29 protein-coding genes and 1 pseudogene are annotated in these 25,390 nt (G+C 60.5%); 4 read left to right on the top strand and 26 right to left on the bottom strand.

All coding sequences use genetic code 11. The features are described from left to right. Positions 1 to 69 precede the first annotated feature (69 nt). A complete protein-coding gene (locus tag SP68_RS06795) occupies positions 70 to 465 on the top strand; it encodes a YybH family protein (RefSeq protein WP_008803870.1) in 396 nt (131 codons plus the stop codon). On the opposite strand, the gene cysM is transcribed toward SP68_RS06795, so the two are convergent. The 5 genes from cysM to cysP all read right to left on the bottom strand — a co-directional run bounded on the left by cysM (position 462) and on the right by cysP (position 5,300). Then, positions 462 to 1,373 (bottom strand): cysteine synthase CysM, encoded by a 912-nt coding sequence (gene cysM / locus SP68_RS06790; protein ID WP_012540938.1) that lies wholly within the window; start codon positions 1,371 to 1,373, stop codon positions 462 to 464. The two genes, SP68_RS06795 and cysM, sit on opposite strands and share 4 nt — an antisense overlap. Before the next feature lie 118 nt (positions 1,374 to 1,491). After that, positions 1,492 to 2,586: a sulfate/thiosulfate ABC transporter ATP-binding protein CysA gene (cysA, locus tag SP68_RS06785; RefSeq protein ID WP_022065646.1), complete on the bottom strand. Its 1,095-nt coding sequence runs from the start codon at positions 2,584 to 2,586 to the stop codon at positions 1,492 to 1,494. Continuing rightward, a complete protein-coding gene (gene cysW, locus SP68_RS06780) occupies positions 2,576 to 3,451 on the bottom strand; it encodes a sulfate/thiosulfate ABC transporter permease CysW (RefSeq protein WP_008803867.1) in 876 nt (291 codons plus the stop codon). The genes cysA and cysW overlap by 11 nt, the downstream gene beginning before the upstream one ends. Next, on the bottom strand, positions 3,451 to 4,284 hold the full coding sequence (gene cysT, locus SP68_RS06775; protein ID WP_002913626.1) for a sulfate/thiosulfate ABC transporter permease CysT: 834 nt from the start codon (positions 4,282 to 4,284) through the stop codon (positions 3,451 to 3,453). The genes cysW and cysT overlap by 1 nt, the downstream gene beginning before the upstream one ends. Continuing rightward, positions 4,284 to 5,300, bottom strand: coding sequence for a thiosulfate/sulfate ABC transporter substrate-binding protein CysP (gene cysP / locus SP68_RS06770; protein ID WP_008803866.1), 1,017 nt, complete (start codon positions 5,298 to 5,300; stop codon positions 4,284 to 4,286). Before cysP ends, cysT begins: the two co-directional genes overlap by 1 nt. A 200-nt stretch (positions 5,301 to 5,500) precedes the next feature. On the opposite strand from cysP, the pseudogene SP68_RS26140 reads away from it, so the two are divergent. Then, a pseudogene (locus SP68_RS26140) lies at positions 5,501 to 5,863 on the top strand (endonuclease domain-containing protein). A gap of 96 nt (positions 5,864 to 5,959) precedes the next feature. On the opposite strand, the gene SP68_RS06765 reads toward SP68_RS26140, so the two are convergent. From SP68_RS06765 to SP68_RS06750, 4 genes are all read right to left on the bottom strand, one after another. After that, positions 5,960 to 6,859, bottom strand: a complete 900-nt coding sequence (locus SP68_RS06765) for a Dyp-type peroxidase (protein WP_008803864.1) — start codon at positions 6,857 to 6,859, stop codon at positions 5,960 to 5,962. Positions 6,860 to 6,953: 94 nt separating this feature from the next. Then, positions 6,954 to 7,529 carry an RpoE-regulated lipoprotein gene (locus SP68_RS06760; RefSeq protein WP_008803863.1) on the bottom strand — a complete coding sequence of 192 codons (576 nt, stop codon included), beginning with the start codon at positions 7,527 to 7,529 and terminating at the stop codon, positions 6,954 to 6,956. A 61-nt stretch (positions 7,530 to 7,590) separates the two neighbouring features. Continuing rightward, the gene (locus SP68_RS06755) at positions 7,591 to 8,040 is read right to left on the bottom strand and encodes a DUF2919 domain-containing protein (protein WP_008803862.1); all 450 of its coding nucleotides are present in this window, start codon (positions 8,038 to 8,040) and stop codon (positions 7,591 to 7,593) included. Then, complete coding sequence (locus tag SP68_RS06750; protein WP_002913637.1) at positions 8,027 to 8,452, bottom strand: GNAT family acetyltransferase; 426 nt, start codon at positions 8,450 to 8,452, stop codon at positions 8,027 to 8,029. The genes SP68_RS06755 and SP68_RS06750 overlap by 14 nt, the downstream gene beginning before the upstream one ends. 211 nt (positions 8,453 to 8,663) lie before the next feature. Here SP68_RS06750 and amiA point away from each other — a divergent pair, with 211 nt between their 5' ends. Both amiA and hemF read left to right on the top strand, forming a co-directional pair. Continuing rightward, the gene (gene amiA, locus SP68_RS06745; protein ID WP_008803861.1) at positions 8,664 to 9,536 is read left to right on the top strand and encodes an N-acetylmuramoyl-L-alanine amidase AmiA; all 873 of its coding nucleotides are present in this window, start codon (positions 8,664 to 8,666) and stop codon (positions 9,534 to 9,536) included. Further along, positions 9,536 to 10,435, top strand: a complete 900-nt coding sequence (hemF, locus tag SP68_RS06740) for an oxygen-dependent coproporphyrinogen oxidase (RefSeq protein ID WP_022065644.1) — start codon at positions 9,536 to 9,538, stop codon at positions 10,433 to 10,435. Before amiA ends, hemF begins: the two co-directional genes overlap by 1 nt. Positions 10,436 to 10,478: 43 nt before the next feature. On the opposite strand, the gene eutR is transcribed toward hemF, so the two are convergent. The 17 genes from eutR to eutS all read right to left on the bottom strand — a co-directional run bounded on the left by eutR (position 10,479) and on the right by eutS (position 25,363). Next, positions 10,479 to 11,531, bottom strand: a complete 1,053-nt coding sequence (gene eutR, locus SP68_RS06735; protein WP_022065643.1) for an HTH-type transcriptional regulator EutR — start codon at positions 11,529 to 11,531, stop codon at positions 10,479 to 10,481. Between the two features lie 45 nt (positions 11,532 to 11,576). Further along, positions 11,577 to 12,062 (bottom strand): ethanolamine utilization microcompartment protein EutK, encoded by a 486-nt coding sequence (gene eutK / locus SP68_RS06730; RefSeq protein ID WP_008803858.1) that lies wholly within the window; start codon positions 12,060 to 12,062, stop codon positions 11,577 to 11,579. A gap of 11 nt (positions 12,063 to 12,073) precedes the next feature. After that, positions 12,074 to 12,733, bottom strand: a complete 660-nt coding sequence (eutL, locus tag SP68_RS06725) for an ethanolamine utilization microcompartment protein EutL (RefSeq protein WP_008803857.1) — start codon at positions 12,731 to 12,733, stop codon at positions 12,074 to 12,076. A 9-nt stretch (positions 12,734 to 12,742) separates the two neighbouring features. Then, positions 12,743 to 13,645, bottom strand: a complete 903-nt coding sequence (gene eutC / locus SP68_RS06720; RefSeq protein ID WP_012967471.1) for an ethanolamine ammonia-lyase subunit EutC — start codon at positions 13,643 to 13,645, stop codon at positions 12,743 to 12,745. 20 nt (positions 13,646 to 13,665) lie between these two features. Beyond that, positions 13,666 to 15,027, bottom strand: a complete 1,362-nt coding sequence (gene eutB / locus SP68_RS06715) for an ethanolamine ammonia-lyase subunit alpha (protein ID WP_012967470.1) — start codon at positions 15,025 to 15,027, stop codon at positions 13,666 to 13,668. 11 nt (positions 15,028 to 15,038) lie between these two features. After that, positions 15,039 to 16,442 carry an ethanolamine ammonia-lyase reactivating factor EutA gene (gene eutA, locus SP68_RS06710; RefSeq protein ID WP_040968768.1) on the bottom strand — a complete coding sequence of 468 codons (1,404 nt, stop codon included), beginning with the start codon at positions 16,440 to 16,442 and terminating at the stop codon, positions 15,039 to 15,041. Continuing rightward, complete coding sequence (eutH, locus tag SP68_RS06705) at positions 16,439 to 17,671, bottom strand: ethanolamine utilization protein EutH (RefSeq protein ID WP_008803853.1); 1,233 nt, start codon at positions 17,669 to 17,671, stop codon at positions 16,439 to 16,441. Before eutH ends, eutA begins: the two co-directional genes overlap by 4 nt. Positions 17,672 to 17,870: 199 nt before the next feature. Then, positions 17,871 to 19,058 carry an ethanolamine utilization ethanol dehydrogenase EutG gene (gene eutG, locus SP68_RS06700; RefSeq protein WP_040968769.1) on the bottom strand — a complete coding sequence of 396 codons (1,188 nt, stop codon included), beginning with the start codon at positions 19,056 to 19,058 and terminating at the stop codon, positions 17,871 to 17,873. Then, positions 19,048 to 19,887 (bottom strand): ethanolamine utilization protein EutJ, encoded by an 840-nt coding sequence (gene eutJ / locus SP68_RS06695; RefSeq protein ID WP_008803851.1) that lies wholly within the window; start codon positions 19,885 to 19,887, stop codon positions 19,048 to 19,050. The genes eutG and eutJ overlap by 11 nt, the downstream gene beginning before the upstream one ends. A gap of 9 nt (positions 19,888 to 19,896) precedes the next feature. Then, positions 19,897 to 21,300 carry an aldehyde dehydrogenase family protein gene (locus SP68_RS06690; RefSeq protein WP_016161620.1) on the bottom strand — a complete coding sequence of 468 codons (1,404 nt, stop codon included), beginning with the start codon at positions 21,298 to 21,300 and terminating at the stop codon, positions 19,897 to 19,899. An 11-nt stretch (positions 21,301 to 21,311) separates the two neighbouring features. Then, positions 21,312 to 21,599 (bottom strand): ethanolamine utilization microcompartment protein EutN, encoded by a 288-nt coding sequence (eutN, locus tag SP68_RS06685; RefSeq protein WP_012540924.1) that lies wholly within the window; start codon positions 21,597 to 21,599, stop codon positions 21,312 to 21,314. Between the two features lie 128 nt (positions 21,600 to 21,727). Further along, the gene (gene eutM, locus SP68_RS06680; protein ID WP_000387720.1) at positions 21,728 to 22,018 is read right to left on the bottom strand and encodes an ethanolamine utilization microcompartment protein EutM; all 291 of its coding nucleotides are present in this window, start codon (positions 22,016 to 22,018) and stop codon (positions 21,728 to 21,730) included. Positions 22,019 to 22,056: 38 nt separating this feature from the next. Continuing rightward, the gene (gene pta, locus SP68_RS06675; protein WP_040968770.1) at positions 22,057 to 23,073 is read right to left on the bottom strand and encodes a phosphate acetyltransferase; all 1,017 of its coding nucleotides are present in this window, start codon (positions 23,071 to 23,073) and stop codon (positions 22,057 to 22,059) included. Further along, complete coding sequence (gene eutT / locus SP68_RS06670) at positions 23,063 to 23,872, bottom strand: ethanolamine utilization cob(I)yrinic acid a,c-diamide adenosyltransferase EutT (RefSeq protein ID WP_012540922.1); 810 nt, start codon at positions 23,870 to 23,872, stop codon at positions 23,063 to 23,065. Before eutT ends, pta begins: the two co-directional genes overlap by 11 nt. Further along, complete coding sequence (gene eutQ / locus SP68_RS06665) at positions 23,869 to 24,558, bottom strand: ethanolamine utilization acetate kinase EutQ (protein WP_040968771.1); 690 nt, start codon at positions 24,556 to 24,558, stop codon at positions 23,869 to 23,871. The genes eutT and eutQ overlap by 4 nt, the downstream gene beginning before the upstream one ends. Further along, positions 24,536 to 25,015 carry an ethanolamine utilization acetate kinase EutP gene (gene eutP / locus SP68_RS06660; protein WP_040968772.1) on the bottom strand — a complete coding sequence of 160 codons (480 nt, stop codon included), beginning with the start codon at positions 25,013 to 25,015 and terminating at the stop codon, positions 24,536 to 24,538. The genes eutQ and eutP overlap by 23 nt, the downstream gene beginning before the upstream one ends. 12 nt (positions 25,016 to 25,027) lie before the next feature. After that, positions 25,028 to 25,363, bottom strand: coding sequence for an ethanolamine utilization microcompartment protein EutS (gene eutS, locus SP68_RS06655; protein ID WP_002913729.1), 336 nt, complete (start codon positions 25,361 to 25,363; stop codon positions 25,028 to 25,030). Positions 25,364 to 25,390: the final 27 nt, after the last annotated feature.

Below are 25,390 nucleotides of genomic sequence, written 5' to 3'. Positions count from 1 at the left end.
CCCTGCTCGCCCGGACGAATAAAACAGTCCCGGCGGCGGACAAATCGCTCACAAGAAGGAGCACCAGAGATGCATCACACTGACCTGGCACTGAAGGCGGTCATTGAAGCCTGCGACCGCGCTATCTCACAGGAAGATTACGATACCCTGATGGCCTATTACGCAGAAGACGCCGCGCTGGTCGTCAAACCGGGCATGGTGGTCAGAGGGAAAGAGAATATCCGCAAAGCCTTTATCGCCATTGCCGACTATTTCCAGCACCGACTGGTGGTGACTCAGGGGAAAATGGAGGTTATTGAAGGCGGCGGCAATGCGCTGGTGATTATGGAGACCCGGCTGGATATCCCGACGGCGGACGGGATATCCCAGGTCACACGGCGCGCCACCTATGTCTTTCAGAAGCAGGGCGAGCGCTGGCTGTGTACGGTCGATAACTCCTACGGCACCGACCTGCTTGATGATTAAATGCCAGCCCCCTGGCTAAAATGTTCTTCGCCGAACACGCCGGTGGAAAGGTAACGATCGCCGCGATCGCAGACGATCGCCACCACCACCGCGCCAGGATTTTCACGGGCAATGCGTAACGCGCCCGCCACCGCGCCGCCGGAACTGACCCCGCAGAAAATGCCTTCCCGCACCGCCAGCTGACGCATGGTATTCTCGGCATCCTGCTGATGAATATCCAGCACCGCATCCACCAGCGAAGCGTTAAAGATCCCCGGCATATACTCTGCCGGCCAGCGACGGATCCCGGGAATACTGCTGCCCTCTTCCGGCTGCAGGCCGACAATGGCCACCGGTTTACTCTGTTCGCGCAAAAAGCGCGATACGCCGGTAATGGTGCCGGTGGTCCCCATGCTGGAGACAAAGTGGGTGATACGTCCCGCGGTCTGCTGCCAGATTTCCGGCCCGGTGGTAGTGTAGTGGGCGTAGGGGTTATCCGGGTTGTTAAACTGATCGAGCAGTTTGCCCTCTCCGCGTTGCGCCATCTCGAGGGCCAGGTCACGGGCCCCCTCCATTCCCTGCTCTTTGGTGACCAGAATCAGCTCGGCGCCGTAGGCACGCATCGCCGCCCGGCGCTCCTGGCTCATGTTGTCAGGCATCAGCAGCTTCATGTGATAGCCTTTCAGCGCGGCGATCATCGCCAGCGCAATACCGGTGTTACCACTGGTCGCTTCGATCAGCACGTCGCCGGGCTGAATTTCGCCGCGCTTTTCCGCTTCGACGATCATTGACAGCGCGGCGCGGTCTTTCACCGAGCCGGCCGGATTATTGCCTTCGAGTTTGACCCAAACTTCACTGCCGTTGTCCGGACCCAGACGCTGAAGCTTGACCAGAGGGGTATTGCCGATGGTGTGTTCGAGTGTATTCACGATTTTTACTCAATAAAAAAGCCGGGTTGCGCTTCGCTTACCCGGCCTACAAGACGCGTAAAAACTCCAGGCCCGGAAAGCGTAGCCTTACCGGGCGATAGACCTGCTCAATAAGCTATCAGGCCGACTCCGCCAGAGCAAGCTCGCCGCGCGGCTCGATACGCTCGGTACCGTTATACAGGCGCGCGTTTTGCAGGCCAACGAACAGCCGTTCGCCGCGGGACGGCGCCTCATCGCCTGCCAGCACCACGCTCAGCGGTTCGTCATACCACCCCAGAGGCTGAACGACTAATTGGGTGTAGTGCCCTTTCGGGCTGGCTTCCAGGACCTGCACCGGCAGCGGGGAATCCAGGCTGGTCCGGCGGCTGATGTCCACTTCCCACGGACGCAGGAACAGATCCACCGGCCCCTGATATGTCGGGGTATAGCCTAACGGCCAGCGGTGCGCGCCAACGTGGAACTGTCCACCGCGGATGATGCCCTGCAGGCGGTTTACTTCGCCCATAAACTCCAGCACGAAACGGGTCGACGGTTCACGCCACACGCGCTCAGGGGCATCAGCTTGTTCGATGTTGCCCTGGCTCATCACCACCACCCGGTCAGCGACTTCCAGCGCCTCTTCCTGATCGTGGGTGACGAACACGCTGGTGAATTTTAACTCTTCATGCAGCTGACGCAGCCAGCGGCGCAGCTCTTTACGCACCTGAGCATCCAGCGCGCCGAAGGGTTCATCCAGCAACAGAATTTGCGGCTCCACCGCCAGGGCGCGCGCCAGCGCCACACGCTGCTTCTGGCCGCCGGACAGCTGCGCCGGATAGCGATCCGCCAGATGGGCTAGCTGCACCATCTCCAGCAGTTTGGTCACTTTGGCTTTAATCGCCGCCGCATTGGGTCGTTCACGGCGCGGCAGCACGGTCAGGCCAAAGGCGATGTTATCGAACACCGTCATATGACGGAACAGCGCATAGTGCTGGAAGACGAAACCCACTTTACGGTCGCGGGCGTGCATCCGGCTGACGTCGGTGCCGTGGAAGCGGATATGACCGCTGCTCTGATGCTCCAGCCCGGCGATAATTCGCAGCAAGGTGGTTTTTCCGGAGCCCGAGGGCCCCAGCAGCGCAACCATTTGTCCGGAAGGGATATCCAGCGAGATATCATTCAGCACCTGGGTGCGACCAAACGATTTCTTAATATTGGCAATCTCAATGCTCATGATTTCCCTCCTGTTGCGCGCGTTCTTTCTGATTGGCCAGACGCCATTGCAACATACTCTTTAAAAACAGGGTCAGAATAGCCATTAACGTCAGCAGGGCCGCAGCGGTAAACGAGCCGACGGTATTGTAATCCTGCTCCAGTAGTTCAATTTGCAGCGGCAGCGACAGCGTTTCTCCACGAATCGAACCGGAGACTACCGACACTGCGCCAAATTCGCCGATGGCGCGGGCATTGGTCAATACCACGCCGTACAGCAGCGCCCAGCGAATATTCGGCAACGTCACCCGGCGGAACATCTGCCAGCCGGAAGCGCCCAGCAGCACCGCGGCTTCATCTTCATGACTGCCCTGGCTCATCATCACCGGCACCAGCTCGCGCACCACAAACGGACAAGTGACAAAGATGGTCGCCAGCACCATGCCCGGCCAGGCGAACATGATCTGCAGGTTATGCGCATCAAGCCAACCGCCCAGCGGGCCGTTAGAGCCATAAAACAGCAGATACACCAGACCGGCCACCACCGGCGAGACGGCGAACGGTATATCCAGTAACGTCAGCAGCAGCTGGCGGCCGGGAAAAGTAAAACGTGTCACCAGCCAGGCCAGCAGCGTACCGAACACCAGGTTCACCGGTACGGTAATCAACGCAATCATCACTGTCAGCCAGATGGCATGCAGCATGTCCGGGTTGGCCAGGTTTTCCAGCACCGGCATCAGCCCTTTGCTGAAGGCCTGGATAAAGATATAGAGCATCGGCACGACGAGGATGAAGGCGGAGACCACCATCCCGACGCCAATCAGAAACCATTTCCCCCAGTTGATGCGGGGCGCGTCGTAGCGTTTCAATTGAGTAACTTCCGCCATTAGTGACCTACCACGCGTCGACCAAAGCGACTCTGCAGGGTATTGATGGAAAAGAGCAGCAGCAGTGAGGCGGCCAGGATCACCGAGGCGATCGCGCTCGCCGCCGGATAGTCAAACTCCTGCAGACGAATAAAGATCATCAGCGAGGTCACCTCTGTCTTCCACGCGATGTTGCCAGCGATAAAAATCACCGCGCCAAACTCGCCGAGGCTACGGGTAAACGACAGGGCAATGCCCGCCAGCAGCGCCGGCGACAGCTCCGGCAGCACCACTTTGCGGAAACTCTGCCAGCGCGTCGCGCCCAGCGTTTCCGCCGCTTCCTCATACTCGGGTCCCAGCTCCTCCAGCACCGGCTGCACGGTTCGTACCACGAACGGGATGCTGGTGAAGGCCATCGCCACGGCGATGCCGAGCCAGGTATAGGTCACTTTAATATCGAACTTCGCCAGCCATTCACCGTAAATTCCGTTAACCGAAAACAGCGAAGCCAGTGTCAGGCCGGCCACCGCCGTCGGCAGCGCAAACGGCAGATCCATTAAGGCATCCAGCAGCGTGCGGCCAGGAAAACGATAGCGAGTGAGGATCCAGGCCATCAGCAGACCAAAGACGCCGTTAAAAATCGAGGCCACAAACGCCGACAGCAGCGTCACCTTATAGGCCGCCACCACCTGCGGATTGGTGATCACATCCCAGTATTGCGCCCAGCTCATCTGCGCCAGCTGCATCACCAGCGCGCTGAGTGGTAATAACAAAATCAGACAGACAAACAGCAGGCTGGTGCCGAGGCTCAGGGTAAAGCCCGGCAGCACGCGCTTGGACGACACAGCAAACATTACTTACGCCCCGCCGCCAGCAGTTTGTCCAGTTCGCCGCCGCTGGCGAAGTGGGTTTTCATCACCTCAGGCCAGGAGCCAAACTTGTCCTCTACGCGGAACAGCTCGGTCTGCGGGAATTTATCCTTCAGGGCGTCCATCACTTTCGGGTTGTTTACCCGGTAGTAGTAGTCGGTAATGATGGTTTGCGCCTGCGGGCTGTAGAGCCAGTTCAGGTAGGCTTTCGCCGCCTTTTCCGTGCCATTGGCTTTGACGTTTTTATCCACCCATGCCACCGGGAACTCCGCCAGAATGTTGGTTTTCGGGATCACCACTTCAAATCCCTGCGCCTCATACTGCTTACGAATATTGTTCACTTCCGATTCGAAGCTAATCAGCACATCGCCCAGGCCGCGTTCAGCAAAAGTGGTGGTCGCCCCGCGTCCGCCGGTATCAAAGACTTCGACGTTCTTCAGAAACTGGGTCATAAACTGTTCGGTTTTGGCTTTATCGCCGCCGTCGGCTTTATCTGCCGCGCCCCATGCCGCGAGGTAGGTGTATCGGGCGTTACCCGAGGTTTTCGGGTTCGGGAAAATCAGCTTGACGTCAGAGCGAACCAGATCGTTCCAGTCATGAATGTTTTTCGGGTTGCCTTTACGCACCAGGAAACCCATCGTCGAATAGAACGGTGAGCTGTTGTTCGGCAGGCGGCTTTGCCAGTCGGCCGGGATCAGGTTGCCTTTGTCATGCAGGATCTGCACGTCCGTCACCTGGTTGTAGGTGACCACGTCCGCCTTCAGGCCCTGCAAAATAGCCAGCGCCTGCTTGGATGAACCGGCATGCGACTGCTTAATCGTCAGCGTGTCCCCGCCATTGTCCTTCGCCCACTGCTGCTCAAAAGGCGGGTTAAGGGCGGCAAACAGCTCGCGGGAGACATCATAGGAGCTGTTCAGCAGCTCCGTCGCCTGCGCCTGCGCGGCCAGCAGCATGGAAGCCGCCAGCGCCAGATATCCTTTTTTCAGTGATTTAACGGCCATTGCGCACCCTTATCAACGTTGAACATTTTCTGATGATCATCATATTTATAACGGGTACGAAAGGAGTAACGGTTTTATATACCGTTTGGCGATTTGGAAGTCGAAAAGAGAATAAGCAACTGGCAAAGCTTTGCTGAAAGCGGCTCGCAGATTAGACGTGTCATTGTGACAAACGGCAGCCAGGCGTGCACTGTGTTTATATGAAAAACACACAGATATTTGCTCGTCAGCTCAGACGTAGCTTAACGCCCGCAGAACGTCGACCAGGGTACTGACTGCGCAACCGCCATTTTGCTTGCTATAAGTTTCGCCGTCAGCATCCTGTTGGCCCCTATATTCTCGATTTCGCCTGCTGCGCAACACGGCTGGCGATTGAACTCGACGGCGGTCAACACGATGAGAGGCGCGTCTACGATGTTCGCCGCACCCGCTGGCTACAGAGCCAGGGATGGCGGGTTTTACGCTTCTGGAATAATGAGTTTGAAGAGTATGAAGATGCGGTGATGCAGAGAATACTTGAAGCGCTTGAGTCGCCGATGCCCTCACCCCGCCCCTCTCCCTGAGGGAGAGGGAGAAAGAGAGTCCGCACGCAGATTCCATAACCGCACCGAACGGTTCCCTCTCCCCCTTGGGGAGAGGGTTAGGGTGAGGGGAAAAAATTACAGCGCCTGAATACGCTCCAGGGATGGCGCGAAGTAATAGCCGCCGGTCACCGGTTTAGTGAAGCGCAGCATCGCGTCGCGTTTGCCGTCGGTATCGCCGAACATGCTCAGCAGCTGCTGCTCGATGTTATACAGGCGCGCGCAGTAGGCGCAGAAATAGAGACCATGGGTGCCGCTGGCGGTGCCGTACGGCAGGCTCTGACGGACGATTTTCAGCCCTTTGCCATCTTCTTTTAAGTCCACGCGGCTCAGGTGCGACGTGACCGGACGCTCGTCGCCATCGATCTCTTCGTTGGCTTCTTTGGTACGGCCGATCATCATCTCCTGATCCGGTACGCTCATGCGGTTCAGCTGTTTGAGATTATGCTCCCAGCGCTGGACGAACACGTAGCTGCCGCCCGCGTCAACACCGTCTTTAATGACTGCCACTTCGCGGCGGGTTTCTTCCCCCGCCGGGTTTTCGGTGCCGTCGACGAAGCCGCTGAGGTCACGCTCTTCCACCCAACGGAAACCGTGGATCTCTTCTTTCACGTCGATAGCGTCGCCAAAGGCGGCCATCGCGGCCTGCGCCACCGAGAAGTTAACTTCATGGCGGGCGGATAAAATATGAATCAGCAGGTCATACTGGGTGGACGGCGCCAGCCCTTTGCCATAGACCGGAAAATCTTTTAACTCTTCCGCCCCTTCGCCGCCGCTCAGCTGACGCCAGACGTTATTGCCGAACGCCACCACTGCCCCGAGTTTGGCGTCAGGGAATTTAGCCTGGAAGGTGGCCACGTTATCGACAAAATTTTTGCTCGCTTCGCGCAGGGCGTTAACGTCCCCTTTGACATTGGCTTCAATCCAAATCGCCGCGCGGCAATGTTCCGGCAAAATGCCGCTCTGAACCTGAGACATCGCTCCTCCTGAAATGATGCAACCACAACGCTATCGCGTTGCTAACGCGCCATTGTAACCGTTTTTCAGGGCCGTCGTGTCTCTTCAGATCAATTTAGCGACGCCAGATAATTTTGCTGACCTTCCAGTTTTTCAGCGTATCGTCGGAGGGCATCAGTTCGTCCGGGCCGCTCCAGTGGCCGGTAAAGGCATAGCTGATATGCTGGCTCCCCTCGGCCTGACACTCGACGACCGCGCCATTGTCATTGCTGCCTTTCTGGCAGTTGCCGAAGGCTTTGCTGTACAGGTCGCTAAACGGTGTGCCGATTTTCACGCCGCTGGCGGTTTTGATTTCGGCATCACGCACGTCAATCCGGCTGATGGTACCGTTGTCGCCATTGATGGTCAGCGCCACGCTGTTGTCTTTCAGCGCTTCAAAATAGTGGACGATATTGCCCTTATCGGTCTTCATCCCGCTGCGTAAACGGTAGTCGCTCCCCAGCGCATCGCTAATAGCCTGTTCGTTGAGCGGCGTGGAAGCCGTCAGTTTACCCACTCCCTGCTCGGTCACCTCGGTGGAAGCGCCAAACCAGTTCCACGGATAGGCCGCCGACCAGTTGACTGCGCTCATCGTGGAGCAGCCGGTCAGCGCCAGCGGAAGCGCACAGAGCATTAAACGTAGCGATTTCATATCACAATCCTTTCTGAGTCATTCAACGCATGTTGGAGTTCACGATCGGCAAAAAGTGCCCTTAAAAGGTGGTCTGGCGAAAACAGGCGCCCAGGCGACGGCTGGTTAACAGCCACCACAGGGCATAGCCATCCGCCACCAGCAGCCCGATAGTTAGCGAGGAGGGAGATTCGCCGCTCAGCCATAGCATCGGCTGCCACAGCAACAGCAGCAATTGCGATAGCACCAGCAGCCAGCGCATCGCCCGCCACGCGCGCGGCAGACGCTGACGGTAGCCGCTAAGCAGAAAGGCCAGCACCGCCGGCACGCCGGGGAGTAAACCGAGCCAGAAGCGGTCGTGATCGGGATAGAACAGATTAAGAATCGCGTCGCCCTGCTGGCGCGACGCGCCGGCCATCAAAAACAGCACCCACGTGCGGGCCTGCAACAACAGCACGCACCAGAAGAGCAAAGGCAGGCGCAGACGGCCATGGGCATCAAAATCGGCGGGGATAAACTCAGTATTCTTCATCTTCGATCAGGCGCTTGCCCAGGGTCAGGACATCGGCGTATTCATAGCCCAACCGCTCGTACATTCCCTGCACCACGTCGTTGTCTTCACGGACCATAATGTTGATTTTCGGGCAGCCGCGGGCAATCAGCTTTTTCTCGAGCCGGTTGAGCAGCGCGTTCGCGATACCCCGGCCGCGATATTCCGGATGGACGCCGAGATAATAGGCCGATCCGCGATGACCGTCATATCCGCCCATCACCGTGCCGACCACTTCGCCATTCACTTCCGCCACCAGAAACAGGCTGACGTCATGATTCAGCTTGCGCTCAATATCCATCTCCGGATCGTTCCACGGGCGCAGCAGATCGCAGCGCTCCCACAGCGTCACAACCTCTTCGAAATCCTGCTGGCGAAAAACGCGAATCTCCATGGTATTCCCCACCATTGACGGTTAAAAACAGTGATTATGGCGCGAATATAACTGATAGCCAATATCAGGCGAAATCAGCGACAAAAAATGGCATAATATGACTTTGTCATGTATTGAAATGAAAAGTAAAACAATTCTTATTTTGAATGGTCGTAACGGCAAACGCGATACGATATAACATTGGACATCACTTGTTTACAATTCAGGCCGAATGAGCACTTTTAAACCCTTAAAAATACTTGCTTCGCGCCGTCAGGTGCTGAAAGCCGGGCTGGCTGCGATGACGCTGAGTGGCGTCGCCGCACAGGTCAGCGCAAAAGAGCAGCCACTGAAAACATCAAATGGACACAGCAAACCCGCCGCTAAAAAGGCCGGCGCCCGCCGCGTTGTGATGCTCGACCCGGGCCACGGCGGTATCGACACCGGGGCTATCGGCCATAACGGTTCGAAAGAGAAGCATGTGGTGCTGGCGATCGCTAAGAACGTGCGCAGCATTTTGCGCAGCAACGGCATCGACGCCCGCCTGACCCGTACCGGCGATACCTTTATCCCGCTGTACGACCGCGTGGAGATTGCCCATCAGCACGGCGCCGATCTGTTTATGTCGATCCATGCCGACGGCTTCACCAACCCGAGCGCCGCCGGCGCCTCGGTGTTTGCGCTGTCAAACCGCGGCGCCAGTAGCGCCATGGCAAAATACCTCTCCGACCGCGAAAACCGCGCCGATGAAGTTGCCGGTAAGAAAGCGACCGATAAAGATCATCTGCTGCAGCAGGTGCTGTTCGATCTGGTGCAGACCGACACCATTAAAAACAGCCTGACGCTGGGCTCGCATATCCTGAAAAAGATCAAACCGGTGCATAAGCTACACAGCCGCAATACCGAGCAGGCGGCGTTCGTGGTGCTGAAGTCGCCGTCCATTCCGTCCGTGCTGGTGGAAACCTCGTTTATCACCAACCCGAACGAGGAGAAACTGCTCGGCACCACCGCTTTCCGGCAGAAAATCGCCACCGCGATTGCCAACGGCATTATCAGCTATTTCCACTGGTTCGATAACCAGAAAGCCCATTCGAAGAGACGTTAATGAAACCCGATGCCGCGCAGGTTAAAACTTTTCTGCTCCAGCTCCAGGACAACCTTTGCCAGCAGCTGAGCGCTGTCGATGGCGCACCGTTTATTGAAGACGCCTGGCAGCGGGAAGGCGGTGGCGGCGGGCGCAGCCGGGTGTTGCGCGACGGCAACGTGTTCGAACAGGCCGGGGTTAACTTTTCTCACGTCCATGGCGATGCGATGCCCGCCTCGGCAACGGCCCATCGCCCGGAGCTGGCCGGACGCAGCTTTGAAGCCATGGGCGTCTCGCTGGTGGTTCATCCGCTTAACCCCTATGTGCCCACCAGCCATGCCAACGTGCGGTTCTTTATTGCCGAAAAGCCTGGCGCCGACCCGGTGTGGTGGTTCGGCGGCGGCTTCGATTTAACCCCTTACTATGGCTTTGAAGAGGATGCCGTCCACTGGCATCGTACCGCCCGCGATCTGTGTCTGCCGTTCGGCGAGGAAGTCTATCCGCGCTATAAAAAATGGTGCGATGATTACTTCTATCTCAAGCACCGCCAGGAGCAGCGCGGTATCGGCGGTCTGTTCTTTGACGACCTGAATACCCCGGATTTTGACCACTGCTTCGCCTTTATGCAGGCGGTCGGGAACGGCTATGCTGACGCCTATTTACCCATCGTCGAACGCCGAAAAGCCATGCCGTACGGCGAGCGCGAGCGCCACTTTCAGCTCTATCGCCGCGGCCGCTACGTCGAGTTCAATCTGGTCTGGGACCGCGGCACCCTGTTCGGCCTGCAGACCGGCGGGCGTACGGAGTCGATTCTGATGTCGATGCCGCCGCTGGTGCGCTGGGAATATGATTATCAGCCCGAGCCCGGCAGTCCCGAGGCGGCGCTGAGCGAGTTTATTCAGGTGCGCGACTGGCTGTAACGGCCGGATGGCGGCTGGCCACCCGGCAGCGGCGTCGCTTCGCTCACACCCACTGGCGCAGGCGATGGTGCAGCGTCATCGACGGTTTCTCAGCAAACAGCTGCTGATAGTCGGTGGCGAACTGCCCCAGATGCCAGAATCCCCACTGCATGGCCGCCTCCTTGACCGTCTCCCGCTCTGACCAGGGACTTATCAGCTCCCGGCGTACGGCGTTCAGACGGATCCGTTTGAGCCAGGCGTTGGGGCCAATCCCCAGAATCGCATGGAAGGCGTTTTGCAGGGTGCGACGGCTGACGTACAACTGCTGGCACAGGTCGAGAACGGTTAGCGGCTCCGCGCTGTTTTCCAGCACATATTCGCGGGCCTGCGCCAGCAGACGGCGGTAGCTCTGGTGGCTGATACTCTCCGCGCTCACCATCGGCTGCGCCTCTTCGAGCATCGTCCCCATCGCCAGCAACAGATTATCCCGCAGGACTTTACGCACGGCCGGCTGATGAAGGGTATCCGGATGCTCGCTGAAGGTGGCCAGCGCCTGCTGCACAAACCCCCACAGCGCGGCCTTATGCGGCTCCCGAACTGCCAGCGCTGACTGGTTGCGTAGCATATGCAGCACTCGCTCCGGGTGGTGCAGGAAACTGGCATGGCGAGAAATCACCTCCTGGGAAATGACTACTCCGAGGATGGTGTAATCATCCGGCGTGCTGAGCTCGAACTCCGTACCGCCGGGACGGGTGGCGATTTCTGCCCGGCCCAGGCACTGCGAACCAATAAACCCCTGCTCTCCCCGCGCCGCCGGAATACCAAACCAAAAGGAGTTCGGCCAGACCACGCAGGACTGGCGCAGCGCCAGCCCGGTATATTCGCGAAAGACCTGGATCTCATCGAGCAGAATTTCGGTAAACTCGCCGCGAAACTGCCCCGGATGCAGCTGATCGTAAATCTGTTGCCAGGCGGTAATGGTCAGGGCGTGCTCATACACATCGGTTGTGTGTCGTTGATGAATATTGTCAATTTCAACCTGGGGCGTCAGCCTGGTGTCTTCCGGCAACGCCTCGCAACAGAGATGGTGCAAATTTGCAGAACGACGCTTTTTCATAATCGTTAAAGCCGGGGGCAAGCCGCTCCCGGCACCTCCGACAGGTTATGGATTTTTGAGACGATAGCGGCTACTGCGTTTGCGTAGCGTCCCTGCGGAAAAGAGCTGATCCAGCGCCTGGCGGGCCTTATCCAGCGGCCAGGCAAAATGCGCGGCCACCTCGCCGGCCGTCATGCCCTGACGAACTGATGCCAGCAGCGTCAGTAACGCTTCCGATGATGCCGGGTCAGCAGGCGGCAGGGGCGCTGGCGGCGGTGGCTGAAAGCCGCCGATCAGCCACTGGGTATCCTCTTCCGGACGGCCGATTTCCCGACGGCTGATCACACATCCGGTTCGCTCCGCCGCTACGCTTCCGGCATCCAGCGCGGCACGACAGGCCGCCAGATCCCCCTCCACCACCAGCGTCAATCTGCCGGGGTCGAGCACTTCATGACTGAGCAGGCGCACATTGGCCGCCTTGAGCATGGCATCCGCGGCGTCTACAGCGGCGACCATGCCCTCCACTTCCAGCAATCCCAGCGCATTGATCATCGCTCCCTCCGTTACGCACGCTGAACAGGATGACGGGCAATATCGAGAACGGCATCGGTAAAGGCGTTGCAGGCGGCTTTACAGGCGGCCTGACTTCCCGTCAAAAAGGCGGCCGAATAGTTGGTTTCCGACGGCGGCGGGACGTAGGTCACCAGCTGAACGTCGGCAGACTTCATCGCCGCATCGATGCCGTACGTCGCCTCCAGCGGCGGCGCCACCAGATAAGCGATCGGATCGCCCAACGCGATGCCAGCGGTGGATGAAAGATAAGAGCCGGTACGCGACACCACGTGCGCCAGAAACGCGGTATCTTGCGCGTCGTTAGCCCACTGGAACGCCGCCCCGCTTTCAATATGCGCCATCATGGCATCCAGCCCGGCGCGAACTTCCGCCGGGTTCGGGCCGCCGAGCATAATCAGCACTTCACCGGCGGTGGGCGACGGGCCGTGAGCTGCTCCGGCATACAGGGAGCGGCCATAGACCACCTCCACCATCGCCTGCTTTGTCGCTTCATCGGCGGCAATATACGTCACGTCATCAGAATCTGCCGTGATGAGTCCGAGGCTACGTATATGTGGCGGTAATTTAAGCTCCCGGGCAAAACCGTCATTCACCGAGGCAATGACGCGCATGGCAGTGACCGAGGGTCGAATCAAATCTAATGCGGGCATGATGCCTCCTTAACGGCTCATGTTGATACCGGAGGCTTTCTGCTCCAGCATGCGTTTGGCTAAATCCACGATCACCGCGGCGGCTTCTACCGGCGGGGTGCCGCCCTGGTGAATATTGGAGATACAGGTCCGGTCGGCCTCGACGGTGGTCGCCACCCGCGGGGAGTACACCGCGTAGCAGGAGAGGCTCTCTGACTGGCCAAGTCCCGGGCGCTCGCCAACCAGCAGGATCACCACCTTCGCGCCGAGGATCTCGCCGATCTGATCTTCAATCTTGACGCGGCCATAGCGCACGAAGAACGGCGTCCCGACCTTCAGACCCGCCTGTTTCAGGCCGGCAAGCAGCGGCGGCAGGATCTCTTCGTAGTTGGCGGTGATGGCATCCGTCGACAGGCCATCGGACACCACCACCTGCACATCCGGATCCATCACGCACTGCGCCTTCAGCGCATCGATGGCCTCCGGACTGAGACGGCGTCCCAGATCGGGGCGCGTGAGGTAGCGATTTTTGTCGCTGATTTCCGAACGCACTTCCAGCAGCCCCTGCGCTTTCACCCACGCCTCCGGCACCTCTTTGAGCACCGTATCTTTCGAGCGCGAGTGATCCGCCAGGAAGCGCAGCAACGCGAGGGTGCGCGGACGCGGACCGGCGCGACCGGTGCAAACGCGCGCTGCGGTGCTGCGTTTCAGTTCGGTCAGCACTTCGGCGCGGTGCGGATGTTGTACGCCAATCCAGGCTTTCGCTTCCGCAGAGCCCAGATCCAGCGCGCAGCTTTCCACTGTTGCGTCGGTGGCGCACGCGGCAGCGTGGCAGGCCGGCGTCGTCGCTACGGGGGCCTCTGGCTGTGTCTGTGGCTGTCCCATTGACGCCATTACGCTGCGTACAATGTCTTCAATCTGTTTTTGATCCATGATGTGTCATCCCCGCGTCATCAGAAGAACAGTGACGGATCGCCCGCCCGTTTGGTCAGACGACCATTTGCCATAATGCCCATCCGTTCCAGCCAGCCTTCGAACTCCGGTGACGGACGCAGACCCAGCAGCTGGCGCACGGTCGCGGTATCGTGGAAGGCGGTAGTCTGGTAGTTGAGCATGATGTCGTCGCCGAGCGGCATGCCCATGATGTAGTTGCAGCCAGCGGTCGCCAGCAGGATCATCAGGTTTTCGTTGAGGTTCTGATCGGCATCGGCATGGTTGGTGTAGCAGCAGTCGCAGCCCATCGAGATGCCGCTCAGCTTGCCCATAAAGTGGTCTTCCAGCCCGGCGCGAATAATTTGTCGGTCGTTATAGAGGTACTCCGGCCCGATAAAGCCCACCACGGTGTTGACGAGGAACGGATCGTAGTGCCGCGCCAGGCCATAGTTACGCGCTTCCATCGTCACCTGGTCGGCGCCGAAGTTAGCGCCCGCGGAGAGCGCCGAGCCCTGCCCGGTTTCAAAGTAAAGACAGTTCTCCCCGGCGATGCGGTTAAACTCCGCTCCCACCGCCCGCGCTTCATCGAGCATCGCCAGTTCGACGCCGAACTCTTTTAGCCCTTTTTCGCTGCCGCAGATGCTCTGGAAGATAAGCCCCCCCGGCGCGCCGCGGCGGATAGCTTCGATCTGGGTGGTGACGTGCGCCAGCACGCAGCCCTGGGTCGGGATGGAAAACTTGTCGATCACCCCGTACACCGTATCCAGCACGCGACTCAGGTTCTCCACGTCGTCAGTGACCGGGTTGACGCCAATCACCGCGTCGCCCGCACCGAAGGAGAGCCCTTCGTAGATTTGCGCGGCAATACTCTGCACGTCGTCGCGGGTATCGTTCGGCTGCAGGCGGCAGCTAAAGGTCCCCGGCAGACCGATGGTGGTATTGGCTTTTTTGATCACCGGCATTTTTTTGCCGCCATAGATCAGATCGGCGTTGGAGCAGATCTTGGCCACCGCCGCCACCACCTCGGAGGTCAGCCCTTTGCGGACAAAGGCGATATCGTCGCTGGTGACCTCGTCGTTGAGCACGTATTCGCGCAGGTCGCTGATGGTCCAGTGTTTGATCCGCTGATAGGCGGTTTCGTTCACGTCATCCTGGATCAGGCGCGTCACGCAATCCTCCTCATAGGGGATCACCGGGTTATTGCGGATATCGGCCACCGTCATATCAGAGAGCACCTGCTTGGCGGCCACGCGCTGCTGCGAACTCTCCGCTGCCACGCCCGCCAGCACATCTCCCGAACGCAGTTCGTTGGCTTTCGCCAGCACCTCTTTAACATCCTTAAACTGATAAACATTGCCGAACAATGTGGTCTTTAGTTTCATAAGTCGTTCCCTCAGGAAGGAAATGCGAGTGATTTCACCGTCACCGGCACAACCGATCCGCCAAAAAGAGGCGTACCAATGTCGATATAGTCCCCCGCCCGGACGCTCACCTCATCGATGACCGCCAGCGGAAGGTGTGGAAGCTGCGGCCGCAACAGCATGCCCAGCGCTTTGCCAAAATCCTGCTCGGCCACCAGCAGCAGCGGACGCGGATTGGGAAAGCGGGCGACAAACGCCAGCAGGGCGTCAATTACGGTCAGTAAGGTGGCGTAGCGCACCGGAAGTGAAGCGGGAAGCGCCAGCACGTAAGCGTCCGCCTCGGGGGCCAGATCGAGCTGCGTCAGCGCCTGCCGCCAGGCGTTCGGCAGATCGGCGGCATCCTGCGGGATAGCCACCGGCAGATTGCGCAGCGGCAGTTGAACCCTCTCCAGCCAGATGGTGCTCCCGGACAGGGACAGCGTATGCGCCCCGGCGCCAATCACCGTGGCGCGCACGGTTTGCGTCGGAAACTGCACGTTCATTTCACGCAGGCGCGGATGCTCGTGCAGGGCCGTGGCCAGCAGCGGCCCGATATCGGAAAAACAGAAAGGATCGGCGGGTTGATGGCGGTAGCACTCCCCCACTCCGCCGGAAAGAGTAATCACCTCCGGCTGAACACCCGCAGGCAGTACTTCGGTTTGCATCAGCCCCTGCGCCAGTGGTGAGAGCCTGCCGTCGATCACCTCAACGATCAGCCCCGCCATCCGGCGCGCCACCTGCGCCAGCTGACCCGCAGTCAACGATAAAGCATCGGTTCCCGGGCCGAATACCGCATCGACAATCCGCTGTCCTGGCGAGTGCGCGTGGACCACGCGCCTCTGAGCGTCGGTTTCCAGCAGGCGGCCGCCGACGTTGAGGCAGGCGGTGGCGCTGAGGTTACCGGCGTCAAACAGGGCATAGTTCGAGGTACCGCCGCCAATATCGATATTAAGCACCCGGCACATCCGCTGCCGGGACAAGGTCTGCGCCCCGGCGCCGTGTCCGGCAATGACCGACTCCAGGTGCGGCCCGGCGCTGGCGACGACAAAATCGCCCAGCGACTGCGAGAGCGCCATCACCGCCGGGCGGGCATTGCGGGTTTTCGCGCTTTCACCAGTGATGATGATCGCCCCGGAGTCCACCGCTTGCGGGGCAATCCCGGCGGCCCGGTACTGAGCCAGAATCAGCGCCTCAAGCTCGGCCTCTTTCAGTTCTCCCTGCTTATCAACCGGCGTAAAAAAGACCGGGCTTTGCCAGCTAATGTCGCGTTTGATGAATTCGTAGCGCGGCACCTGGGAGACCGCCGCGCGGTTCACCAGCTCGAGGCGCGAGAAGATCACCTGCGTGGTGGTGGTGCCGATATCAATACCGACGCTCAACAGCTGGCGCGTGTTCACGAGTGCGCCTCCGCTTCGGTGTTGGCAGGCGCCGGTACGTTTTCATCTTTTGGCACCAGCAGCATCGCCACGCCAATCGCGGTAACGCCGCCGACCAGCTTGCCGACGATCATCGGGAAGATCATGGCGTTCATGTTGGCCGCCGCAAAACCGAGATGGTCGCCGAGGGCGAACGCCGCTGACACTGAGAAGGCGCAGTTGATCACTTTTCCACGTGTATCCATCTGCTTCATCATGCCGAACATCGGGATATTGTTCGCGAGGGTAGCGACCATGCCGCCGGCAGCCATATTGTTGATTTTGAGCAGATTACCGACACGCATCAGCGGCTTTTCAAACCAGCGGGTCAGCAGGAGCACCATCGGGTAAGCGCCGAGCAGCACGCAGGAGATAGAGCCAATGACTTCGATGGCGCGCATCACCTCGCCGGGCTGGTCACCAGGCGCCATAAAGATCGGGTCGAGTCCTGGGATCAGCTCCCAGCCGAGCAGGAACTTGATCACCGCCGCCGCCAGGCCGATGGTGATCAGCGCCACGAGGAATTTGGCGAAGATCTGGAAGCCGTTGATCATTTTTTCCGGAATGAACTTCAGCCCCAGCGCCACCAGCACGGCGACGATGATCACCGGGATCATATTCATCAGGATCAGCGCGAAGGTAAACGCTACCGGCTGGCCGTTGATCTCCACCCCGGAATACATCGCCACCAGACCGCCGGCGATACAGCCGATAGGAATAGTGACAATGCCCGCCAGCACGCCGAGCGCCAGCCAGCGGCGATCGGCAGGTTCGATAATGCCGAGCGCCACCGGAATGGAGAACACAATGGTCGGCCCCATCATGGAGCCGAGGATCAGGCCCGAGTACATCCAGGCCGCCACGTCGCCGCCCGCCAGCTCTTTGGCGAGGAAGAAACCGCCCATGTCGCACGCCAGCAGCGTGCCGGCAAACATCGACGGGTTGGCGCCGAGCATCTCATACAGCGGGATAATCACCGGACCGAGCAGATGGGCCAGCACCGGCGCCAGGGCGGTCATCCCGACCATCGCCAGGCCCAGCGCGCCCATCGCCATAAACCCTTCTTCAAACTGACCGCCGGATCCCTCAATGCTTTTCCCCAGTTTGCCGAGAAAGCGCGCCGAGCCGCCGAACTGCGACAGGATCCTGTCCACGGCGGCAATCAGCATAAAGAACATCATGATGTACATGATGATTTCGTTAATTCCCATAGCCCTTACTCCCTGTCATTTATGATTGGTAGATACTGTGAATACGGGAACATTAGCCGCACTCGGGGAACTTTCCCGGGTCGCGGCGTGAACGCCTTACCCGGGCTACGGCATAGCAGACGGCTGTGATCCTGTAGCCCGGCTAAGCGCAGCGCGAGCCGGGAAAGCCACAGCCACACGCCTCCGGGAAAATCCGCATTTATTGCGCCGCCGCGTACAGCTCGATAATCTGCTCCCGGGTGGCGGTGCGTGGATTGGTGCGCAGACAGATGTCGTCCTGCGCCGCCTGTGCCCAGGTGGCGTAGTGCGCGGGCGTCGCGCCGGCATCCGACAGCCGCATCGTCAGACCGACTTCCGCAATCAGTTCGCGCACGGCGGCGATTGCCTCAAGGTCATCGGTTTTCCTGCCGGTCAGCGCCCGGCCGATCTGGCTGAAGCGCCCCCGGCACACCATACGGTTGAAGCCCATCACCGTTGGCAGCAGCATGGCGTTGGCCAGACCGTGCGGAATATGCAGCGCCGCCCCCGGCTGATGCGCCATGGCATGGCATAGCCCCAGCCCGGCGCTGGAAAACGCCATCCCCGCCATGCAGGAGGCCAGCAGCATGTTCTCCCGCGCCGCCAGCTCCTGGCCGCAGCCCACCGCTTTCGGCAGCGCTTCGCCGATCATGGCTATCGCCCCCATCGCCAGACTGTCGGTAAACGGCGTGGCGTGACGGGCGCTGTAGGCCTCGACGGCGTGGGTCAGCGCATCAATCCCGGTCATCGCCGTGACAGGCGGGGGAACGCCCTCAGTTACGGCGGCGTCGAGGATCGCCACATCCGGCATCAGCGAGGCATGCGCCAGCACCTGTTTGCGTCCACTCACCGCATCGATAATCACCGTCACGTTGGTGGTTTCTGACCCGGTGCCGGCGGTGGTCGGCACCGCAATCAGCGGCAGACGTGGCTGTAATTCGCTGTGCTCCGTCATCTCCCCCAGCGTCTGCTCAGGGTTGGCGACCAGCAGCGCCACCGCTTTCGCCGCATCCAGCACCGAGCCGCCGCCGAAGGCCACCACGCCGTCGCAGCGCGCGTCCCGCAGCTGGGCGACCGCAGCGCAGACATCAGTGACGCAGGGTTCGCCGGCGGGACAGGGCCAGAGGGTCATGGCAACCCCTTTCATCGCCAGGCTACGCTCCAGCCCGGCGGTCATTCCCGCCTGATGGAGAAAACGGTCAACCATGACAAACAGATGCTTCAGGCCCCGGGCCTGCGCTTGCGGGCCGCAGGCCGCCAGCGCGCCGACGCCGTGCAGCGTCACCGGCGGAACGTTGAAGCTTTTCACTTGCTGAAGATTCAGCGTATCGAAGGCGTGGAACAGCGCCGTCTGCAGTTCAGCTTGCATAGATCCCCTCCGCTTTTTCCCTCCCGCTGTTGGCGATTGCCAGCGGGGTCATAAACAGGCTGTGCCGGGGTAAATGCACCTTCAGCGTCGGGAAACATTGGCAAAAAAGCGCCCTGACGCCCGGCTGCATGCAGGCGCCGCCTGCCAGCCACAAATCACCAATCCCTTGTCCGGTAATATGTCGGGCGACAATCTCAGCCATCTTCTCGTACACCGGTTTCACTACCGGCCAGATCTCTCCGGCATGGCGGCGCTTGTACTGCTCAGCCTCTTCCAGCCCGATGCCGCGATTCCCGGCCAGAGTCAGGGAGATATGGTGTCCGCCGGTGGCTTCATCCGCCGAATACGTCACCCTGCCCTGTTTAACGATGGCGATCCCGGTGGTGCCGCCGCCGATGTCCACCACCCCGGCATTATCGAGCTGCAGCAGATCCGCCACCGCGGTGGGCTCATCCAGCACATGACTGATCTCCAGCCCGGCGGACTCCAGGACGTTGATCGAAATGCGCGGATCGGTGCCGGGCGGAAACGAGGTCGCCGCATGCGCAAAGCGGCAGCCCAGCTGCTGTTCGAGGGTCGCGAGATGACGGCGCACGAGGGTGACGGCGCCGAAGAAGTCCCAGACGATGCCGTCGCGCACCACATCGGCCCAGTCAAGACATACCGCAACCGGCTGGCCATCGCGGTCGACCACCATCGACACCACGTCGCAGGTGCCCAAATCGATGCCCAGCCACAGCGGCGACTCGCTGGCGGCGGGCGCCTGGTTACACAGGGCAGCGGCTTTTTGCAGTCTCGGCGAAAGCCAGCGTTGTTCGTCGTGCGCCATGTTCATCCCTTATACGATTCGAAACGCATCCACCAGCACGCAGCGGCGCAGACGAACGAAGGTCCGCGCGCTGGTTACCCCTTCCCCGGTTGGGGTGGTGATGGTCATGGTGGTCCAGCCCTCACCGCCCAGCCCAAGCCCGGCGATGCACGGCCCGTTTTTGACGAAGATGCTGGTGTCGATGGCATTCGCCATCTGGTTCATGTTGTCGATGTTGCGCGAGTGCATCGCCGCCGTATGGTGGCAGCCGCCTTCCAGTTGCACCGCCAGGGCGATGGCCTCCTCGACGTTCGCCACCCGCACCACCGGCAGCACCGGCATCATCAGTTCAGTCACCGCAAACGGATGGCTGGCAGGGGTTTCCACGAACAGCAGGCGGGTTTGCGCCGGCACCTGCAGGCCAATCGCCGCGGCGATTTTGCCCGCATCGCGGCCGACCCAGTCGCGGCTGACCGTGCCTTTGCCGCGCTCGTCGATATTTTTCAGCAGCAGCGGCTGGAGCTGTTCGGCCTGCGCCGCCGTGAGTTTCACCGCCTGCTGGCCTTCCATCAGGCGCATCAGTTCGTCGGCGACGCTATCGACCACGATCAGCACCTTCTCGTCGGCGCAGATGATGTTGTTATCAAACGAGGCGCCTTTGACGATCGCTTGCGCGGCGCGCGGCAGATCGGCGGTCTCATCCACCACCACCGGCGGGTTGCCGGCCCCGGCGGCAATCAGGCGTTTGTTGGTATGTTTGCGCGCCGCCTCGACCACTGCTTCGCCGCCGGTCACCACCAGCAGGCCGATACCAGGGTACTTAAACAGCCGCTGGGCGGTGTCGATATCCGGGTTCGCCACGGTCACCAGCAGGTTGGCCGGGCCGCCGGCGGCCACTACCGCCTGGTTAAGCAAGGTGATCGCCCGCTGCGAGACCTGTTTCGCCGCCGGATGGGGGGCAAAGACTACGCTGTTGCCGGCGGCAATCAGACTGATGGCGTTGTTAATCACCGTCGCCGCCGGATTGGTCGAGGGCGTGACCGAGGCCACCACCCCCCAGGGCGCGTTTTCAATCAGCGTCAGGCCGTTATCGCCGGTCAGCACCTGCGGAGTCAGACACTCCACGCCTGGCGTACCCCGTGCCTGCGCCACGTTTTTGGCAAACTTATCTTCAACGCGTCCCATGCCGGTCTCCGTCACCGCAAGCTCCGCCAGTTCACGGGCATGCTTTTCACCCGCCTCACGAATGGCCTGAATCACCTGCTGACGCATCGCCACCCGCTTTAATCCCTGCTGGGCCGCCGTTGCCGCCGCGACAGCGTCATCCAGTGAGGCAAAAACGCCCCTATCATGAACGGCGTCAGCAGGCTGACTGCTGTCTTTCATTTTCAGCAGTACCGCTTTCACTACCTGTTCAATGTCCTGTTGATTCATGATTTTTCACCCTACTTATGGAAGAGCACCTGACCATCGGCCGCAGCCTCATCCACGATGCCAATCACGCACAGATCGACCGGAGAGGCGCCCTGTGCGTGCGCCTGTCGCGCCGAGCTGCCGCTGACCAGCAGCACCCACTCCCCGCATCCCGCGCCGATGTTGTCGATGGCGACCGCGCATTGCCCGTCGGGTTCGCCGCGGGCATTGAGCATCTCCACCATCAGCAGTTTGTCGTGGGCCAGCCCTTCATGGCGTACGGTGCAGACCACATATCCGGTTACGACAGCCAGCTTCATGTCCATCTCCGCGTGTGATGTGCAGGCCGGAAAAGCGCAGCGCCATCCGGCATTCATGCCTTTTCATGGCCGGATAGCGACGCGCTGACGTCTCATCCGGCCCGAACTTTCCGGCACCCCCTCCCCCGTTAGATGTTGCTGTCGCCCTTGAAGCTGATCGGGAAGACCTCTTCCAGATCACCATGCGGGCGCGGGATGACATGTACAGAGACCAGCTCACCGATACGCTGAGCCGCCGCCGCCCCGGCATCCGTGGCGGCTTTGCACGCCGCGACATCGCCGCGCACCATGGCGGTCACCAGGCCGCCACCGATCTGTTTCACGCCTACCAGCTTGACGCGGGCCGCTTTGACCATGGCGTCGGAGGCCTCAATCAGTGCAACCAGGCCCCGGGTTTCAATCATTCCTAATGCTTCCATTGTGTTTTCCTCTCATAAGGGGTCCTGAAGGGGACCATTCATTCAACCAGCGTGGACGAGTCGGGGATCCGGCTTGCGTCCGTCTGGCGCGGTACCGACGCCACCAGCGCCAGTTCGATAATTTCCTCTACGCTACAGCCTCGCGAGAGGTCGTGAAGCGGGGCGGCGAGGCCCTGGATCAGCGGCCCGATGGCGCGATATCCACCCAACCGCTGGGCGATTTTGTAGCCGATGTTGCCCGCCTCCAGCGATGGGAAGACCAGCACATTGGCCCGCCCCCGCAGCGGGCTGCCGGGCGCTTTGTGCGCAGCGACGTCCGGTACAAAGGCGGCGTCAAACTGCAGTTCGCCATCGACCATCAGCTGTGGCGCCCGCTGACGCACGATCTCCGTGGCCTGCTGGACGTTAGCCACACAGGGATGCCGGGCGCTGCCGCGCGTGGAGAAAGACAGCATTGCCACCCGCGGCGCTTCGCCAGCGATCGCTTGCCAGGTCTCGGCGCTGGCAATCGCGATATCCGCCAGCTGCGCCGCCGTCGGCTGCGGCACCACGCTGCAGTCGGCAAACCCCAGCGGCTGGCCGGCATACTGCGGCAGCATCAGAAACAGCGAAGAGAGCGTTTTACACCCCGGCTGCAGGCCGATAAGGCGCAGACCGGCGCGCAGCACGCTGGCGGTTGACGAGAGATTCCCGGCGATACACACCTCGGCCTCACCGCCGCTGACCATCGCCGCGGCGAACATCAGCGGGTCGGCCAGCTTGTCGACGGCGTCAGCGGGCGCTTTATCGCCGGCGCGCGCCTGCCAGGCGGCGGCAAACGCCTCGCGCATCGCCAGGTTGCTGTGCGGATCAATGATCTGCACTCCGGTCAGCGGCAGACGTTCGCCAAGGGCGAACTGCCGCAGCGCGAAGGGACTGGCGACGAGGATCGGACGCGCCAGGCCCTGCTGCTGCAGATAATGCGCCGCCTTCAGCACACGGACGTCCAGCGCATCCGGGAACACCACTCGGGCGGGGGCGCGCAGCGCCAGTTTGCGGCATTGGTCAATGATCATCTTCACCTCCCAGGTGCTGCTGCAGCTGGCTGAGGGTTGGCGGCGAATCCGTCACGCCCAGGATCATCATCACGTAGACCGCGCTGGAGAGACGGTTGAGCGCTTGCATAATATCGGCGCGCCGGACCGCAAATTGCGGCGTGATAAACACCTGCGCCGCGGTCACCTCCGCCTCGCGGACTTTGCCGCGCAGCAGATTAAGCAGCGCGACCTCGCGCCCATGGCGGGCCTCCGGCACCAGGTGATCGTGGCCCAGGAAGCGCAGCGGCTGATGGGACAGACGGTGTAACTGTCCCTCGCTGAATCCGGCTATCGACTGCGCCGCCAGCGGCTCCTCCAGCGCGTCGGCGCGCATGATGTTGCCCAGCCGCGAACGGATATCCATCAGCCACGGCTGCCAGGACTCCGCCAGTTCAATTTGCAGCCACACCGTCAGAGCGATGGTGCTGTCCAGCACCGCACGGAAGGCCAGCCGCGGATCGTTTTTCGCCACCAGGGTATCGGCCGTCAGGTGGGTCAGGGTGTCCGGCTTTTTATCCACCGGCTGGTGACAGAGCTCGCAGCAGGCCTGGGGCGGATGGTCGCGGCTGGTCAGGACATGCACCGGCTGCGGCGTCTGTTCGTCATCCTCGACAAACAGGCGCCCCTGGCGGTCGAGAAATTTGACCCGCAGATGCCGACTTTCCAGCAGCTCCCTCGCCGAGGGCGTCAGGCGAGCGTTGGCAGGAAGATGGATTTCACCGCCTTCGCTGAGCGTATGATTCGCTCTGAGCCACGCTTCGGTAATGAAATCGTTCATAGCGATTGCCAGTTTGCCGGCCAGGCGACGTACAGGAAGCGCACCGTCGACGGGGTACCGAATTCGATGCTGGCGCCTTTCGGGATAAACATGACGTCCCCTGCTTTGGCAATCAGCGTTTCCCCCTGATGGCGCACATGCAGCTCGCCCTCCAGCACCATATCGATTTCGTCGTAGTTCAGCGTCCACGGGAAGAAGGCGTTCTCCCACTGCATAAATCCGGCGGCCATGCTGCTGCCATCCTGGTCGGTCACCAGGTCCGTTAAGCCAACGCAGTGCGGCTGGGCGCCGTCGAAGCGGCCAAACTTCACGCTGCTGCCGTCGATCACTTTGATGCCGCCTTTGCCGGTCACGGAGTCAAATCCTGGCTGCATCGCCTCCTGCTCCAGGGACTGCTTCTCCTTCATCACCTTTTCCATCAGCTGCGCCACCAGGCTTTCGGTAAACTGGCCTTCCGGCAGCTGCGCCAGGATGGTTTCGCGGATCCGCTGGCTTTCCGTTTTGTCGCTGTCCGCCGCTGTCGCCGCCGGCACGGCGCCATCATCCTCGGTGATAGTGAATCCCAGCAGCTCGGCGACTTCGCGCGCTTCCGGGGTGATAATGCTGGCGCGCAGAACAACTGACATCGCCTGTTCGCCGCGCGCGTGGGCGGCACGAATATCGTTAGCGGTAATGAGTTTCTTCACCTGGCCCTTCCTCCTTTTGGCTGAGCTCACTCAAATAATTTTCCAGCGACGCGACGCTTTGCGGATCGCAACCGTTGAGGGCGAAAACCGGCGCCTGAAACCCCATCCCGTCCAGCAGCTGCCGCACCGCGGCGAGGTTGGCATCCGGCAGATCCGTTTTACTGATCGCCACGATAAGGTGCTTTCGGCTGCCAATATCCAGTAACCCGGTAGGCAGGCGACTTTCGGTATCATTGGCCGCGTGGACATAAATCAGGGTGTCCACATCCTGCAGGGTTGTAATTAAGGCGTGATACCAGCGCGGATGGCTGAAATATTCCCCGGGTGTATCGATGTCGCCACGATCGTTAAATTCCAGCGCCTGCGTTTTTCTGGCGAGGGAATAATTTCCCTGCAGGGCATTAAATAACGTGGTTTTTCCTGCACCGACGGCGCCGACAATGGCAATACGCTTCATGGTCGCTCTCAATTAACTTTTCGTTAATTCGCACAAGGTATAATTTAATAAGCGGCCTAACCCGCCGATGGTCTGCAGGAGCGCCTCCTCCACCGCGCCGACCGAACCGTAGATCACCAGCGCGCCGCTAAACCGGTCGAGAAAACCGATGTGCACATCGGCGGCCTTCATCGCCAGATCGCCGGCGATCATCGCTGTTTCCCCCGGTGTCAGCGTCATAATGCCGATCGCGCCGGATTCGGGTACGCCGATCTTTTTCGCCAGCTCCGCTCCCGGGTGGGCAATCAGATGCGCCAGTGTGACCTGTTTGCCTGGTACGAATTCCTGAATAATGCGTTCTTTATCCATGACTGATTGCCCCCCTGAAATCTGTCC

This window comes from Klebsiella variicola (assembly GCF_000828055.2).
Taxonomy (GTDB): domain Bacteria; phylum Pseudomonadota; class Gammaproteobacteria; order Enterobacterales; family Enterobacteriaceae; genus Klebsiella; species Klebsiella variicola.
This window is presented reverse-complemented; position numbering and strand designations above follow the sequence as displayed.

Bases quoted from the DNA above. Each gene is read 5' to 3' on its own strand.
- SP68_RS06795 (WP_008803870.1), top strand. From the start codon at position 70: ATGCATCACACTGACCTGGCACTGAAGGCGGTCATTGAAGCCTGCGAC.
- cysA (WP_022065646.1), bottom strand. From the start codon at position 2,586: ATGAGCATTGAGATTGCCAATATTAAGAAATCGTTTGGTCGCACCCAG.
- cysW (WP_008803867.1), bottom strand. From the start codon at position 3,451: ATGGCGGAAGTTACTCAATTGAAACGCTACGACGCGCCCCGCATCAAC.
- cysT (WP_002913626.1), bottom strand. From the start codon at position 4,284: ATGTTTGCTGTGTCGTCCAAGCGCGTGCTGCCGGGCTTTACCCTGAGC.
- cysP (WP_008803866.1), bottom strand. From the start codon at position 5,300: ATGGCCGTTAAATCACTGAAAAAAGGATATCTGGCGCTGGCGGCTTCC.
- SP68_RS06765 (WP_008803864.1), bottom strand. From the start codon at position 6,859: ATGTCTCAGGTTCAGAGCGGCATTTTGCCGGAACATTGCCGCGCGGCG.
- SP68_RS06760 (WP_008803863.1), bottom strand. From the start codon at position 7,529: ATGAAATCGCTACGTTTAATGCTCTGTGCGCTTCCGCTGGCGCTGACC.
- SP68_RS06755 (WP_008803862.1), bottom strand. From the start codon at position 8,040: ATGAAGAATACTGAGTTTATCCCCGCCGATTTTGATGCCCATGGCCGT.
- SP68_RS06750 (WP_002913637.1), bottom strand. From the start codon at position 8,452: ATGGAGATTCGCGTTTTTCGCCAGCAGGATTTCGAAGAGGTTGTGACG.
- amiA (WP_008803861.1), top strand. From the start codon at position 8,664: ATGAGCACTTTTAAACCCTTAAAAATACTTGCTTCGCGCCGTCAGGTG.
- hemF (WP_022065644.1), top strand. From the start codon at position 9,536: ATGAAACCCGATGCCGCGCAGGTTAAAACTTTTCTGCTCCAGCTCCAG.
- eutR (WP_022065643.1), bottom strand. From the start codon at position 11,531: ATGAAAAAGCGTCGTTCTGCAAATTTGCACCATCTCTGTTGCGAGGCG.
- eutK (WP_008803858.1), bottom strand. From the start codon at position 12,062: ATGATCAATGCGCTGGGATTGCTGGAAGTGGAGGGCATGGTCGCCGCT.
- eutL (WP_008803857.1), bottom strand. From the start codon at position 12,733: ATGCCCGCATTAGATTTGATTCGACCCTCGGTCACTGCCATGCGCGTC.
- eutC (WP_012967471.1), bottom strand. From the start codon at position 13,645: ATGGATCAAAAACAGATTGAAGACATTGTACGCAGCGTAATGGCGTCA.
- eutB (WP_012967470.1), bottom strand. From the start codon at position 15,027: ATGAAACTAAAGACCACATTGTTCGGCAATGTTTATCAGTTTAAGGAT.
- eutH (WP_008803853.1), bottom strand. From the start codon at position 17,671: ATGGGAATTAACGAAATCATCATGTACATCATGATGTTCTTTATGCTG.
- eutG (WP_040968769.1), bottom strand. From the start codon at position 19,058: ATGCAAGCTGAACTGCAGACGGCGCTGTTCCACGCCTTCGATACGCTG.
- eutJ (WP_008803851.1), bottom strand. From the start codon at position 19,887: ATGGCGCACGACGAACAACGCTGGCTTTCGCCGAGACTGCAAAAAGCC.
- SP68_RS06690 (WP_016161620.1), bottom strand. From the start codon at position 21,300: ATGAATCAACAGGACATTGAACAGGTAGTGAAAGCGGTACTGCTGAAA.
- eutN (WP_012540924.1), bottom strand. From the start codon at position 21,599: ATGAAGCTGGCTGTCGTAACCGGATATGTGGTCTGCACCGTACGCCAT.
- eutM (WP_000387720.1), bottom strand. From the start codon at position 22,018: ATGGAAGCATTAGGAATGATTGAAACCCGGGGCCTGGTTGCACTGATT.
- pta (WP_040968770.1), bottom strand. From the start codon at position 23,073: ATGATCATTGACCAATGCCGCAAACTGGCGCTGCGCGCCCCCGCCCGA.
- eutT (WP_012540922.1), bottom strand. From the start codon at position 23,872: ATGAACGATTTCATTACCGAAGCGTGGCTCAGAGCGAATCATACGCTC.
- eutP (WP_040968772.1), bottom strand. From the start codon at position 25,015: ATGAAGCGTATTGCCATTGTCGGCGCCGTCGGTGCAGGAAAAACCACG.
- eutS (WP_002913729.1), bottom strand. From the start codon at position 25,363: ATGGATAAAGAACGCATTATTCAGGAATTCGTACCAGGCAAACAGGTC.